Consider the following 14,548-nt stretch of genomic DNA (forward strand, 5'->3'; position numbering starts at 1 on the left):
CAAAAATTCTGTGATGTTCGCCAGCAATCCTGAATGAAAGGCCTGCCGGCGCGCTTTTCAGCGCCCATCCTTTAGCTATTCTTATCAAACATTCACACTGGATACCCGACAGATGATGACGACGCTTGAAATTCCATCTGTGCTTTCCAGTTCGCAGCGCCGTTGCCAGGTGCTTTTGATGCTTTACCTGCCCGATGCTGCCGTCACCGCACAGAGCATAATCGCTGCCAACGGCGTGGACGACGTCCTGGCACGGCAAGATATAGCCGAGACGCGCGATGAAATCCAGCGCTATCATCGGCTTGATATCGTCACGCACCATGACGGTTGTTACCGAATTGAGGGCTCCGCCCTGAATCAGCGTTTGTGCCTGCTGCACTGGCTGCGCAGGGCGCTTCGGCTGTGTCCACATTTTGTCGCCCAACAGTTTACCCCTGCCTTAAAAACCGCGCTCAAACAGCACGGCATTGCCCGCCCGCTTTATGACGATGCGAACCTTCGGGCGCTTATCAACTTTTGCGCGCGCAAGCTTCAGCGCCAGTTTGAGTCCCGCGACGTACAGTTTTTACAGCTTTATCTGCAATATTGTCTGATTCAGCATCATCTGGGCAATACGCCGGAGTTTTCACCCGTTCAGCGCAGCTGGACGCAATCGAGAGGGGAATACTTTACGGCGCAGGAAATTGTCCGTCACTGGAAACGGCGCGTCCCGCAGGGAACGCACTGTGATGAACAGCTGTTCCTGGCGCTGCTGTTTATGATGCTCCGCACACCCGACCCGGTACTGGATAAACACCAGCAGGATCAGCGCCTGCGTCGGGCCATCGTGCGTATGATTGCCCGTTTCCGGGCGCAAACCGGGATGAACTTCAGCGATGAGCAAGGGCTGACCGATCAGCTGTATATTCATCTGGCTCAGGCGCTGGACCGCTCCTTATTTGACATCGGCATCGACAACAGTCTGCCGGAAGAGATCCACCGTCTATACCCCCGGCTGCTGCGCACCACTAAAGAGGCGCTGTTTGAGCTGGAAGCCGAATTTGGCCTGCGATTCTCCGGTGAAGAGATGGCTCTGGTGGCGGTGATTTTTGGTGCCTGGCTGATGCAGGAAACCGATCTTCATGAAAAACAGGTGGTCCTGTTAACGGGGGAAGATAAAGCCTGCGAGGAGTTAATTGAGCAGCAGCTTCGCGAGCTAACGCTGCTGCCGCTCAATATTCGTTATCTTAGCCTGGAAGCGTTTAAGAAGGAGGGCGCCCCCCGCGAGGCGGCGCTGGTTATTACGCCTTATCCAACTGCCCTGCCGCTGTTCTCGCCGCCGCTCATTCATGCCGTTGAGACCCTGAACACGCAGCAGCAGGAACATATTCGCGTTATGCTCGAATCCTAGTTACGTGCGAGCAGCGACTTTAGGGCGGATGACGATGGCCGGTAAAGCGACCAGCGCCATCACCCAGAACACACCGTGGCCCAGGTGCTGATAGAGGAAACCGGCAAATACGGTCATCACCGCAATACTGCCGCCCATCGCCACCGCTGAATAGACTGCCTGAAGACGAATAACGTCCCCACCCTCTCGCGCCGCGATATAGCGCATCGCCGCCAAATGGCAGACGGTGAAGGTTCCGCAGTGCAGAATTTGCGCCACAATCAGCCACGGCAGATCCGTCGTCCAGCCCATGATGCCCCAGCGCGCTACGCCGCAAACGGCGGAAAGCAGCAGCAGGTCACGCGCCCCGAAACGACGGAACAGTTTTTGGCTCAGCGCGAAGATAATGACCTCCGCTACCACGCCGAGCGACCACAGGTAGCCTACCGCAGAAGCCGAGTAGCCCGCCCCCTGCCAGTAGATGGCGCTGAAGCCGTAATAGGCCGCATGCGCCCCCTGAAGCAGACAGACGCAGGCCAGGAAACGCCAGCTTTGCGCCACCAGCGAGCGCCAGGCGGGCCAGCCAGCGCTCTCCTGATGGCGGCTTTCGCCCTGCGGCATCACCGACGGACGCAGCAACATACCGAGCAGCATCGAGGCGATACCGAGCGTTAACAGCGCCAGAATGGCGCGATAGTCATAGAGGCTGACCAGTTTCCCGACCAGCGCAGAGCCGATCACGAAGGCAATCGATCCCCACAGGCGCACGCGGCCATAGTCCATGGTGATCTGCTTTTGCCAGGTGTTCGCCAGGGCATCCGTCAGCGGCACCAGCGGGGAGAAGAACAGATTAAAGCCAACCATCACCACCATCAGCCAGGCAAACTGGTGGCTGACCCAGAAGCAGGCCGCAAAGACCAGCGTCAGCAGGGCCAGAATACGCACCGCTTTAATCAGTAAGGAGGGATCGCTGACGCGGGGCGCAATCAGCAGGCTACCCAGGAAACGCGCCACCAGCCCCGCGCCCAGCAGGATGCCGATGGTCTCAGGCGTCAGACCAATTCCCTTGAGCCAGACGCTCCAGAAAGGCAAAAAAATACCGTAACTAAAGAAATAGGTGAAATAGCTGAGCGCCAGCCAGCGCGTGGAATGCAAGACCATGAATCCCTCCCGAAATGGAGGCGATAGTCTGGCGTTAATCCCTGACTTTAGCAAGTCGTTAGCGCGCTATAAATTAACTAAAAATTAACATCATCACCAGCCGTACAGCGTATGGCGAGAGCGGTAAAACTGTATTACGTTTATAAGACATCGCCTGAAGAGGTCGTTTGCCATGAACAGCTTACGTTATTTCGATTTCGGATCCTCTCGTTCTCTCCTGCTTTTAATTGCCCGCATTGCTATCGTGGTCCTGTTTATTATTTTCGGTTATCCCAAGCTGACGGGGTTTAGCGGCACCGTTCAGTACATGACGTCGCTCGGCGCCCCCATGCCCATGCTGGCCGCGATTATTGCGGTGGTAATGGAAATCCCCGCCGCGATTCTGATCGTTCTGGGCTTTTTTACCCGCCCCCTCGCGGTGATCTTTGTCTTCTATACGCTGGGAACGGCGGTGATTGGACACCACTACTGGGATATGACGGGCGATGCGGTCCTGCCAAATATGATTAACTTCTATAAAAATGTGAGTATCGCTGGCGCCTTTATTTTGCTGGCGATAACCGGGCCGGGGGCCATCTCCCTCGACCGACGTTAGCCCATAAAAAAAGGCCGCATGAGCGGCCTTTTTCAGTTCTGCAACGCAGAGAATTATGCGTACACCGGGAAGCGTGCGCAGATGTCCAGCACTTTACCTTTAACGCGCTCGATAACCGCGTCGTCATTGATGTTGTCCAGAACGTCACACATCCAGCCCGCCAGCTCTTTCACTTCCGCTTCTTTAAAGCCACGGCGAGTTACGGCCGGAGAACCGATACGGATACCGGAAGTCACGAACGGGCTCTTCGGATCGTTTGGCACGCTGTTTTTGTTCACGGTGATGTTGGCGCGGCCGAGGGCTGCGTCAGCTTCTTTACCGGTCAGGTTCTTATCGACCAAATCCAGCAGGAACAGGTGGTTTTCAGTCCCACCGGACACCACTTTGTAACCGCGGTTCAGGAACACTTCCACCATCGCTTTGGCGTTCTTAGCAACCTGCTGCTGATAAACCTTGAACTCTGGCTCCATCGCTTCTTTCAGCGCGACGGCTTTCGCGGCGATAACGTGCATCAGCGGGCCGCCCTGGGCGCTTGGGAACACGGCGGAGTTCAGCTTTTTGTACAGCTCTTCGTCACCGCCTTTCGCCAGGATCAGGCCACCGCGTGGACCCGCCAGGGTTTTGTGGGTGGTGGTGGTCACAACGTGCGCATGTGGAACCGGGTTCGGGTAAACGCCAGCGGCAATCAGACCGGCAACGTGCGCCATGTCGACGAACAGGTACGCGCCGATGCTGTCAGCGATTTCACGCATTTTTGCCCAGTCAACGATGCCGGAGTAAGCAGAGAAGCCACCGATGATCATCTTCGGCTTGTGCTCTTTGGCCTGCTTCGCCATGTCTTCGTAGTCAATTTTACCGGACTCATCAATACCGTAAGGGATGATGTTGTACAGTTTGCCAGAGAAGTTAACCGGAGAGCCGTGAGTCAGGTGGCCGCCCTGCGCCAGGTTCATACCCAGAACGGTATCGCCCGGCTGCAACAGCGCGGTGTAAACAGCGAAGTTAGCCTGAGAGCCAGAGTGCGGCTGGACGTTCGCGTAGTCAGCGCCAAAGAGTTCTTTCGCACGGTCAATCGCCAGCTGCTCAACGATATCAACGTATTCGCAACCGCCGTAGTAGCGCTTGCCCGGATAACCTTCAGCATATTTGTTGGTCAGCTGAGAACCCTGCGCCTGCATCACGCGCGGGCTGGTGTAGTTTTCGGAGGCGATCAGTTCGATGTGCTCTTCCTGACGTACTTTTTCCTGCTCCATAGCCTGCCACAGTTCGGCATCATAATCGGCAATGTTCATTTCACGCTTTAACATCCGCATCTCCTGACTCAGCTAACAAGTAAATTTTTGGCCTGAAAAGGCAGTCCTGTTGGACGACGGGCAACAGTATAACTGAATAGTTCTGCGATAACAGGTCTTGACAAACGATTTTACGCAAACGTTTACCTCCACGCCAAGCAAGGGTTTGAGCAATAAAGCTCTCGCCATTTTCAACGGATTTCTTTTCAGCTTTGTGATGCATATTTTTCACGATGCAAAGAACCATTTACATTGCAGGGGTATTTTTATAAGATGCATATAAAATACATCATTAAAGTAACATCAGAAGGAAGCTGCTATGCTCGACGCCCAAACCATCGCTACCGTGAAGGCCACAATCCCCCTGCTGGTTGAAACGGGTCCTAAACTGACCGCTCATTTCTACGATCGCATGTTCGCGCATAACCCGGAGCTCAAAGAGATTTTCAACATGAGCAACCAGCGTAACGGCGATCAGCGCGAAGCGCTGTTTAACGCTATTGCCGCCTATGCCAGCAACATCGAAAACCTGCCGGCTCTGCTGCCTGCGGTGGAAAAAATCGCCCAGAAGCACACCAGCTTCCAGATCAAACCTGAGCAGTACAACATCGTGGGCAGTCACCTGCTGGCAACCCTGGACGAAATGTTCAGCCCGGGCCAGGAAGTGCTGGATGCCTGGGGTAAGGCATACGGCGTGCTGGCAAACGTGTTCATCAACCGTGAAGCGCAGATCTACAGCGAAAACGCCAGCAAGAATGGCGGCTGGGAAGGCACGCGTGCTTTCCGCATCGTTGAGAAAACCCCGCGCAGCGCACTGATCACCAGCTTTGAGTTTGAGCCGGTAGACGGCCAGCCAGTTGCCGATTACCAGCCGGGGCAGTATCTGGGCGTCTGGCTGAAGCCTGAAGGCTTCCCGCACCAGGAGATTCGCCAGTACTCCCTGACCCGCAAGCCAGACGGCAAAGGCTATCGCATTGCGGTTAAACGTGAGGAAGGCGGTCAGGTATCCAGCTGGCTGCATAACGTCGCCAGCGTGGGTGATATCGTTCATCTGGCCGCGCCAGCGGGTGATTTCTTTATGGCGGTGGAATCGGGTACCCCGGTGACGCTGATTTCCGCAGGTGTTGGTCAAACGCCAATGCTGGCGATGCTGGATACGCTGGCAAAATCAAACCACAGCGCGCAGGTTAACTGGTTCCACGCGGCCGAAAACGGTGATGTGCACGCCTTTGCAGATGAAGTGAAAGCGCTCGGAGCGGGTCTGCCACACTTTACCGCGCATACCTGGTATCGTTTACCTACTGAAGCTGACCGCGCAGCGGCACGTTTTGACAGCGAAGGCCTGATGAATTTAGGGCAGCACGAAGGGGCGTTTAGCGCACCGGGGATGCAGTTCTACGTGTGTGGGCCGGTAGCGTTTATGCAGTATGCCGCGAAGCAGCTGGTAGAGCTGGGCGTGAACAAAGACAACATTCATTACGAATGTTTCGGCCCGCATAAAGTGCTGTAATCGCCCGGCGGCGCTGCGCTTGCACGGACCTGCGAAGGGTTCTGTAGGCCGGGTAAGCGCAGCGCCACCCGGCAAGAATGTTAAATCGCCGCGTCGTCTTCTTCGCCGGTACGGATACGGATCACGCGCGCCACGTCAAAGACGAAGATTTTCCCGTCGCCAATTTTACCGGTCTGCGCCGTGCGGATGATGGTATCCACACAGGTATCGACGATATCATCGCTCACCACGATCTCGATTTTCACTTTCGGCAGAAAGTCCACCATGTACTCTGCGCCACGGTATAGCTCGGTGTGGCCCTTCTGACGACCAAAACCTTTCACTTCAGTTACGGTCATCCCGGTGATGCCTACTTCTGCCAGCGCTTCACGTACATCATCCAGTTTGAAAGGTTTAATAATCGCATCAATTTTTTTCATGGTGGGTCCTTAAACTCTTGCCAGTAAGCAGCCTCGTAATCGGTTGCTCACAGTATCATATTCAGGCGAATTTTGCGGTATTACTCTTTAAAATCGTTCGCTTCCAGCTCGTGGCGTGAGAGCAATTTATAGAACTCGGTACGGTTACGCCCGGCCATGCGCGCCGCGTGGGTCACGTTGCCTTTGGTGATTTGCAGCAGCTTGCGCAGATAGTTCAGCTCGAACTGATTTCGCGCTTCCGCAAACGTCGGTAAGGCCGTGTTTTCCCCCTCGAGCGCCTGCTCCACCAGCGCATCGCTGATCACCGGCGATGACGTCAGCGCCACGCACTGCTCAATCACGTTCACCAGCTGGCGTACGTTACCCGGCCAGCTTGCGGTCATCAGGCGTTTCATCGCATCGGTGGAGAACGCGCGCACAAACGGTTTGTGGCGGTCAGCGGCCTGGCGCAAAAGGTGATTTGCCAGCAGCGGGATATCTTCCGCACGCTCGGCCAGCGCCGGGATTTTCAGGTTGACGACATTCAGTCGATAGTAGAGATCTTCGCGGAACTCGTTGCGCGCCATCACCTTGGGTAAATCACGGTGGGTGGCGGAAATAATACGCACGTTGATATCGATATCGCGGTTGCTGCCGAGCGGACGTACTTTCCGCTCCTGCAACACGCGCAGCAATTTGACCTGCAGCGGCGCGGGCATATCGCCAATTTCATCAAGAAACAGCGTGCCGCCCTCAGCCGCCTGGAACAGCCCTTCACGGCTGCTCACCGCGCCGGTAAAGGCGCCGCGGGCATGGCCGAAGAGCTCTGATTCGAGCAGCTGTTCCGGCAACGCGCCACAGTTAATGGCAATAAAAGCATTTTTACTGCGCGGGCTGGCGTTGTGGATCGCCTGGGCGAGGATCTCTTTCCCGGTCCCGCTCTGGCCGTTGATCAGCACGCTAACGTCGGATTGCGCCACCATCCGCGCCTGTTCCAGCAGGCGCAGCATTACAGGGCTACGCGTCACGATGGATTCACGCCAGGCGTCGTCGCCGGATGGCGCCGCGTGCTCAAGGGCGCTGTCGATCGCTTTATAGAGGGCGTCTTTATCCACCGGTTTGGTGAGGAAGCTGAATACCCCCTGCTGCGTCGCGGCCACCGCATCAGGAATAGATCCGTGAGCGGTGAGGATAATCACCGGCATCCCGGGCTGCTGCTTCTGGATCTCCGTGAACAGTTGCAGGCCATCCATTTCATCCATGCGCAAATCGCTGATCACCAGATCGATTTTCTCACGGCTGAGCACTTTCAGCCCCTCCTGCCCACTTTCAGCGGTGACCACGCTGTAGCCTTCGCTGACCAGACGCATCCCCAGCAGCTTTAACAGCCCGGGATCGTCATCCACCAGTAACAGATGGGCTGGTTTACGGCTTGTCATGGCTTCACATCCTCTTGTTTCGGCATCTCACTGTCTGGCGTCGTGGCAGAGTTGCCTTTCGACCCATCGGGCAGATAGCTGCCTGCCGGCTTACGCGTCGAGAGCTGTCTTTCGATATCGGTCAGATTTTCGAGCTTGCGGGTGGTGGTTTCCAGCTGCTCGCGCAGCGACTCCTGCTGCTGGCGAAGCGCATCAAGCTCGCTGTCGCTTGACTGCTGCAATTTGCTGTAGCGGAAACGCTCTTCAGACAGCTGTAATTGCAGGGTTTGTCCGTCCCGCCAGAGCTGATAGACCGGGCGCACCTGCGGAGGAATATTGATTACGTAAGTATCCAGCCGCGTCACGTTGGCGCGGCGTTCGACAGGCGTGATTCTGGCATCCGCCATCACGATCCCACGTTTAAACGCGTCCTGCCAGGTATCGTCCACCAGCATCGCCGCCTGGGCACGGGCCTCGGCGGGCGCCAGCCGCTGGGCGCAGTCTATTCCGCGCAGCCAGAACAGCGGATTGGATTCAACATCACGCCCCGACAGGCTCCAGATATCATCGCAACGTGTCGAAAGGAAATCAGCCAGCTGTTTTTGCGGCCATTTATCTTCCTGTTTGTGGCTAATTGCACTTTTCGGTGCATGGGTTACACAGCCTGCCAGCAGTAAGCAGGGCAGGCTGTGGCGCACATTTTTGCTGGAAAACACCGCGCGCAGTGCGCGGTAAAAGACGTGTGACATACTCACCAGGTTGTTATTCATTTCATTGATTTTTCCGGCTCAAGAGGCAGTTCGATACGAAAACAGACATCGGCGCGTTCATCACTCACGATGTTAAGCTCACCCTGCATGCGTCGTATGCAGTCGCGGGCAATACTCAGCCCCAGACCACTTCCTTTTACCGCACCTTTTCGCTGATGACTCCCCTGGAAGAAGGGTTCAAAGATCAGCGTTTTTTCATCATCCGGAATCGGGCTTCCGGTATTCGCTACGTCAATAAATACCCGCGAACCGTTGTTATTGCTTCTGATATAAATGGTACCGGATTCAGTACCATAGTGCACCGCATTGGAATAAAGATTATCCAGTACGCTCATTAACAGCATCGGTTCTGCAAGACAGGCTGGCGCGTTGAGTTCCACCTGGGTATGCATCATTTTAGCTCTTGCTGGCAGGCTATGGGCGGAGATCACCATGTCCACCAGCGGTTCAATCTCAACGCTTTCAAGCACCACAGCACCATCCGCCAGCTTGCGGTTATAGTCCAGCAGTTGTTCAATAAGCTTTTGTAAATTGCGGCTGCTGGCATCCAGAATCGCCACGATCTCTTTTTGCTCAGGGGTTAACGGCCCCGCCACTTCGTCGGCCAGCAGTTCCGTACCTTCACGCATGCTGGCCAGCGGCGTTTTGAGTTCGTGTGAGATATGGCGCAGGAACTGGTGGCGCTGCGATTCCAGCCACGCCAGGCGCTCTGAAAGCCAGATGATGCGTTGACCGACCGAGCGCAGCTCGCGCGGGCCTTTAAAAACGACCGTATCCCCGAGAGATTTACCCTCCCCCAGGCGGTTAATCATCCGCTGGATCCCCTTCACGGGGCCGATGATCATGCGGGTAAAGAGCAGCACCAGCCCCAGGCTGACGAGGAACAGCACCAGCGCCTGCCAGCCGAAGAACTGGCCGCGCTCGGCAATCTCCTGCTGGAGCTGCTGACCACGGGAAAAGATAACCGTACGGGTGGACTGAACCATCTCCGTATTGGCGTTCGCGAAGGCTTCAAGTCGGGCGGCGGCGGCGGCATCAGGACCGCTGTTTTTGCACTGGAGCTGCGCCAGATCGTTCAGATCCTGACGCAGCGCCTGATAGAGTTTGTCATCTGGCAGCACCCCGGCGTGGGCGTCCAGCATTTCGCTGTAGCGTTTACGCTGGTTCTGATAGACCCTCTCCAGCGTGCGATCATCAAGCACGCAGTACTGGCGATAGCTACGCTCCATCTCAAGCGCGGCGTTGGTCATCGCCTCGCTACGGCGAGCATCAATAAGCGTGGTGCGGTTAGTCAGGGCCGCCTGTGCACTTAACGCGTTCAGGCTTTGCCAGGCCTGCCAGGCCAGAACCAGCAAAGGTAGCAGGATCAGCAGGAAGGCCATCATAACGAGCTGTCGCAGGGAGCGAGGGAAAGCGGGCCAGCGTTTCAACACATTACTCTCTTCATCCGGGTTTGAGGAGAGCGTAACTGAGTCTGCCCTTCAGATACAACAAAGCCGGGTAAAAACCCGGCTTTGTCATGGAATAAGGCGGTGCCTAACTCGACGTTTCGCCCTGGCCTGATAAAGCATTGCAATAATCAGTAGTTGGACGGCAGGCACCTTTTTGTGCGTCATTCGAAGTTTATGTAGCACGTCCCGAAGGGGCTGACATAAGAAGGTGAATGAGCCACTGGTTACTATTATGCAACACGCGTGCCAGATTGCAAAAATTAATGCTATCCTTATGATTAGTAATATTTTTATTATCAAAACGTATTGATTGTTACGTGAATGATTTCCAGGCTAAGTGTCGCTATTAAGCAACACCTTAACGGGAACCTGTCCTGCCGCATATAAATCAACAGGTTAAATGTCTCCTTTTGGAGACACTCAGACCAGAGAGTTGTCGCGATTTTGCGACAGAGACAAAAAAGCCCGGTGGCGCTCGCGCTTACCGGGCCTACAGTCAGGGCGTAGAAACTTAACCTAGTTGTTTACGTGCGTTGCGGAAAATGCGCATCCACGGGCTGTCCTCGCCCCAGTTTTCCGGATGCCAGGAGTTGCTCACGGTACGGAAGACACGCTCCGGGTGCGGCATCATAATCGTCACCCGACCGCTTTCGCTGGTGACCGCGGTAATGCCATTTGCCGAACCGTTCGGGTTAGCCGGATAGGTTTCGGTGACCTTGCCAAAGTTATCAACAAAGCGCAGCGCCACCAGTCCTTTGCTTTCAAGCTGAGCCAGGTGCGCCGCATCACGGACTTCAACCTGACCTTCACCGTGCGAAACCGCGATTGGCATCTGCGAACCGACCATCCCCTGCAACAGCAGGGACGGGCTTTGGGTTACTTCTACCAGGCTGAAGCGCGCTTCGAAGCGGTCAGACTGGTTACGCACAAAGCGCGGCCAGGCTTCGCTGCCCGGGATCAGCTCGCGCAGGTTAGACATCATCTGACAGCCGTTACACACGCCCAGCGCCAGCGTCTGCGGACGGTGGAAGAAGGTTTCGAACTCGTCACGCACGCGGCTGTTGAACAGAATAGATTTCGCCCAGCCTTCGCCCGCGCCCAGCACGTCACCGTAGGAGAACCCCCCGCAGGCTACCAGTGCCTGGAAATCATCCAGCCCGGTACGCCCTGCCAGCAGGTCGCTCATGTGGACGTCGATGGCGTCAAAGCCCGCCCGGTGGAAGGCCGCCGCCATCTCAACGTGGGAGTTAACGCCCTGCTCGCGCAGCACGGCCACTTTCGGACGCGCACCGGTCGCAATGTACGGCGCGGCAATGTCTTCGTTTATGTCGAAGGTGAGCTTCACGTTCAGGCCAGGATCGTTGTCGTTCGCCTTCGCGTTGTGTTCCTGATCGGCGCATTCCGGGTTGTCACGCAGGCGCTGCATCTGCCAGGTGGTTTCCGCCCACCACATACGCAACGTGGTGCGGCTTTCGCTGAACACCGGGTGGCCGTCGGCTTCAATCACGAAGCGGTCGCCCTGCACCGCTTTACCGAGATAGTGCACGCAGTCTGCAAGACCGTGCTGCGCCAGAATCGCTTCCACCGCGTCGCGATCTGCGGCGCGTACCTGAATGACCGCGCCAAGCTCTTCGTTAAACAGCGCCGCCAGGCGGTCTTCGCCAAGCGTTGCAATGTTTGCTTCAACGCCGCAGTGGCCGGTGAAGGCCATCTCTGCCAGCGTCACCAGCAGGCCGCCATCGGAACGATCGTGGTAGGCCAGCAGCTTACGCTGCGCCACCAGCGCCTGAATTGCGTCGTAGAAGCCTTTCAACTGTGCGACGTCCCGCACGTCGGCTGGCTTTTCGCCGAGCTGGCGATAAACCTGTGCCAGCGCGGTGGCACCCAGCGCGTTATGGCCTTTGCCGAGGTCAATCAACAGCAGGGCGTTATCATCAGTGGAAAGCTGCGGCGTAACGGTATGACGCACGTCTTCCACGCGCGCAAACGCGGTGATCACCAGCGACAGCGGCGAAGTCATCTCGCGCTGCTCGCTGCCTTCCTGCCAGCGGGTTTTCATCGACATGGAGTCTTTACCCACCGGAATGGTCAGGCCGAGCGCAGGACACAGCTCTTCACCCACCGCTTTTACCGCTTCGTACAGGCCCGCGTCTTCGCCAGGGTGACCGGCAGCGGCCATCCAGTTCGCGGAAAGTTTGATGCGTTTGATGTCGCCAATCTGCGTCGCGGCGATATTGGTCAGCGCTTCACCGACCGCCAGACGGGCAGAAGCGGCGAAGTCCAGCAGAGCCACCGGGGTGCGTTCACCCAGCGCCATCGCTTCGCCGTAGTAGCTGTCGAGGCTCGCGGTGGTCACGGCGCAGTTAGCGACCGGGATCTGCCACGGGCCGACCATCTGATCGCGTGACACCATACCGGTCACGGTACGGTCGCCGATGGTGACCAGGAAGGTTTTCTCCGCCACCGCAGGCAGGTGCAGCACGCGGTTAACCGCTTCCGCCACAATAATGCCCTGACGATCCAGCGCTTTACCCGCCGCTTTGCGGGTTGTAACGTCGCGGGTCATCTTCGGCGTTTTGCCGAGAAGCACGTCGAGCGGCAGATCGATCGGCTGGTTGTCGAAATGGGTATCACTGAGAGTCAGGTGCTGCTCTTCGGTCGCTTCACCGATGACGGCATACGGCGCGCGCTCGCGGCGGCACAGCTCGTCAAACAGCGGCAGCTGATCGGCAGCAACCGCCAGCACGTAGCGCTCCTGGGATTCGTTACACCAGATTTCCAGCGGGCTCATGCCTGGCTCATCGCTCAGGATATCGCGCAGGTTGAAGCGCCCGCCGCGACCGCCGTCGCTCACCAGCTCAGGCATGGCGTTAGAGAGCCCACCCGCGCCCACGTCGTGGATAAACAGAATCGGGTTGGCATCGCCGAGCTGCCAGCAGCGGTCGATCACTTCCTGACAGCGGCGCTCCATTTCCGGGTTGTCGCGCTGCACGGACGCGAAGTCGAGATCCGCATCAGACTGGCCGGAAGCCATAGACGAGGCTGCACCACCGCCCAGACCAATGTTCATGGCCGGGCCGCCGAGCACGATCAGCTTCGCGCCCACGACGATCTCACCTTTTTGCACGTGATCGGCGCGAATGTTGCCGATCCCGCCCGCCAGCATAATTGGTTTGTGGTAGCCGCGCAGCTCTTCGCCGTTATGGCTGTCCACTTTCTCTTCGTAGGTACGGAAGTAACCGTTCAGCGCCGGACGACCAAATTCATTGTTGAACGCCGCGCCGCCCAGCGGGCCTTCGGTCATGATATCCAGCGCGGTCACAATGCGCTCTGGCTTGCCGAAATCTTCTTCCCACGGCTGTTCAAAGCCCGGGATACGCAGGTTGGAAACGGAGAAACCGACCAGACCCGCTTTTGGTTTCGCGCCGCGACCGGTCGCACCTTCGTCACGGATTTCACCGCCGGAGCCGGTCGCCGCACCCGGCCACGGGGAGATCGCCGTCGGGTGGTTGTGGGTTTCCACTTTCATCAGGATATGCGCAGGCTCCTGGTGGAAGTCATAGCGCCCTGCTTCGCGGTCGGCGAAGAAGCGGCCCACCTCGGAACCTTCCATCACTGCGGCGTTGTCTTTATAGGCAGACAGCACGTGGTCAGGGGTTTGCTCCATGGTGTTTTTGATCATTTTGAACAGCGACTTCGGCTGCTGTTCGCCGTCGATAATCCAGTCGGCGTTGAAAATTTTGTGGCGGCAGTGCTCGGAGTTGGCCTGCGCGAACATATACAGTTCGATGTCGTTCGGGTTGCGATTCAGCTTAACGAATGCATCCTGAAGGTAGTCGATTTCGTCTTCTGCGAGCGCCAGACCAAGACGCAGGTTTGCGTCGATCAGCGCCTGACGCCCCTGCCCCAGCAGATCCACGCTCTGTACCGGCGCAGGCTGATGGTGGGAGAACAGTTTCTGCGCATCATCCAGAGAGTCAAACACGCTCTCCATCATGCGGTCGTGCAGCTCCGCTGTGACGGCCTGCCACTGCGCGTCGCTCAGGGTAGAGGCTTCCACGTAGTACGCCACACCGCGCTCCAGACGGTTAATCTGGTTCAGGCCGCAGTTGTGAGCGATGTCTGTTGCTTTGGAAGACCAGGGGGAGATGGTGCCAGGGCGTGGCGTGGCGAGGATTAATTTGCCGGTCGGTGTATGGCTGCTCAGGCTTGGGCCATATTTAAGCAGACGTTCCAGCTGTACGCGCTCCTCTGCATTCAGGGGGGCATTCAGGTCAGCAAAATGGACATACTCAGCGTAAATATTGCTTACCGGAAGGTCGGCCGCCTGAAAACGTGCCAGCAGTTTGTTAATACGGAAGGCAGACAGTGCAGGCGAACCACGCAGAATTTCCATCATAAGTCTCTCGTCTTCGAAGCGCCGGGGCGCTTACAGTGTGCGCAAGGGGGGAAAACGGGCGTCATTATAGAGAATCCTGAGCGCTGACGAAACCGTTTGCGTCGAAATAAAATCATCCTTTTTGTTTAACAATAGATGTGACCTGTCTCTCTAATTGGTTGCCAACTGGCGCTACTTTGCGCAAA

At 56.9% G+C, this 14,548-nt stretch carries 11 protein-coding genes; 3 read left to right on the top strand and 8 right to left on the bottom strand.

Annotation, left to right across the window (positions count from 1 at the left end; translation table 11 throughout):
* Positions 1-112: 112 nt before the first annotated feature.
* Entirely contained in the window at positions 113-1,390 is a 1,278-nt protein-coding gene (gene csiE, locus L3069_RS16455) for a stationary phase inducible protein CsiE (protein WP_023300722.1), read from the top strand.
* Here the strand turns inward: csiE and L3069_RS16460 are convergent, their stop codons facing one another.
* Positions 1,391-2,530 (bottom strand): 3-phenylpropionate MFS transporter, encoded by a 1,140-nt coding sequence (locus L3069_RS16460; RefSeq protein WP_022649024.1) that lies wholly within the window; start codon positions 2,528-2,530, stop codon positions 1,391-1,393. It lies immediately after the preceding gene.
* 172 nt (positions 2,531-2,702) lie between these two features.
* Between L3069_RS16460 and L3069_RS16465 the strand changes: the two genes are divergently transcribed.
* Positions 2,703-3,125, top strand: a complete 423-nt coding sequence (locus L3069_RS16465; protein ID WP_038416512.1) for a DoxX family protein — start codon at positions 2,703-2,705, stop codon at positions 3,123-3,125.
* A 53-nt stretch (positions 3,126-3,178) separates the two neighbouring features.
* Here the strand turns inward: L3069_RS16465 and glyA are convergent, their stop codons facing one another.
* Both glyA and L3069_RS16475 read right to left on the bottom strand, forming a co-directional pair.
* Positions 3,179-4,432, bottom strand: coding sequence for a serine hydroxymethyltransferase (glyA, locus tag L3069_RS16470; RefSeq protein ID WP_003860678.1), 1,254 nt, complete (start codon positions 4,430-4,432; stop codon positions 3,179-3,181).
* Positions 4,419-4,649 carry a hypothetical protein gene (locus L3069_RS16475; RefSeq protein WP_122974144.1) on the bottom strand — a complete coding sequence of 77 codons (231 nt, stop codon included), beginning with the start codon at positions 4,647-4,649 and terminating at the stop codon, positions 4,419-4,421. Before L3069_RS16475 ends, glyA begins: the two co-directional genes overlap by 14 nt.
* Before the next feature lie 87 nt (positions 4,650-4,736).
* Between L3069_RS16475 and hmpA the strand changes: the two genes are divergently transcribed.
* Positions 4,737-5,927 (top strand): NO-inducible flavohemoprotein, encoded by a 1,191-nt coding sequence (gene hmpA / locus L3069_RS16480; protein WP_038416514.1) that lies wholly within the window; start codon positions 4,737-4,739, stop codon positions 5,925-5,927.
* 80 nt (positions 5,928-6,007) lie between these two features.
* Here the strand turns inward: hmpA and glnB are convergent, their stop codons facing one another.
* The 5 genes from glnB to purL all read right to left on the bottom strand — a co-directional run bounded on the left by glnB (position 6,008) and on the right by purL (position 14,363).
* On the bottom strand, positions 6,008-6,346 hold the full coding sequence (glnB, locus tag L3069_RS16485; protein ID WP_003860685.1) for a nitrogen regulatory protein P-II: 339 nt from the start codon (positions 6,344-6,346) through the stop codon (positions 6,008-6,010).
* Positions 6,347-6,426: 80 nt separating this feature from the next.
* Positions 6,427-7,764, bottom strand: a complete 1,338-nt coding sequence (glrR, locus tag L3069_RS16490) for a two-component system response regulator GlrR (protein ID WP_015572150.1) — start codon at positions 7,762-7,764, stop codon at positions 6,427-6,429.
* Entirely contained in the window at positions 7,761-8,513 is a 753-nt protein-coding gene (gene qseG, locus L3069_RS16495; RefSeq protein ID WP_100167756.1) for a two-component system QseEF-associated lipoprotein QseG, read from the bottom strand. Before qseG ends, glrR begins: the two co-directional genes overlap by 4 nt.
* The gene (gene qseE, locus L3069_RS16500) at positions 8,510-9,943 is read right to left on the bottom strand and encodes a two component system sensor histidine kinase QseE/GlrK (protein WP_038417062.1); all 1,434 of its coding nucleotides are present in this window, start codon (positions 9,941-9,943) and stop codon (positions 8,510-8,512) included. Before qseE ends, qseG begins: the two co-directional genes overlap by 4 nt.
* A 532-nt stretch (positions 9,944-10,475) precedes the next feature.
* Positions 10,476-14,363 (bottom strand): phosphoribosylformylglycinamidine synthase, encoded by a 3,888-nt coding sequence (purL, locus tag L3069_RS16505; protein ID WP_038416516.1) that lies wholly within the window; start codon positions 14,361-14,363, stop codon positions 10,476-10,478.
* Between the last annotated feature and the right edge of the window lie 185 nt (positions 14,364-14,548).

It is taken from the genome of Enterobacter cloacae complex sp. ECL411 (genome assembly GCF_021869665.1).
In the GTDB taxonomy this organism is placed as follows: domain Bacteria; phylum Pseudomonadota; class Gammaproteobacteria; order Enterobacterales; family Enterobacteriaceae; genus Enterobacter; species Enterobacter intestinihominis.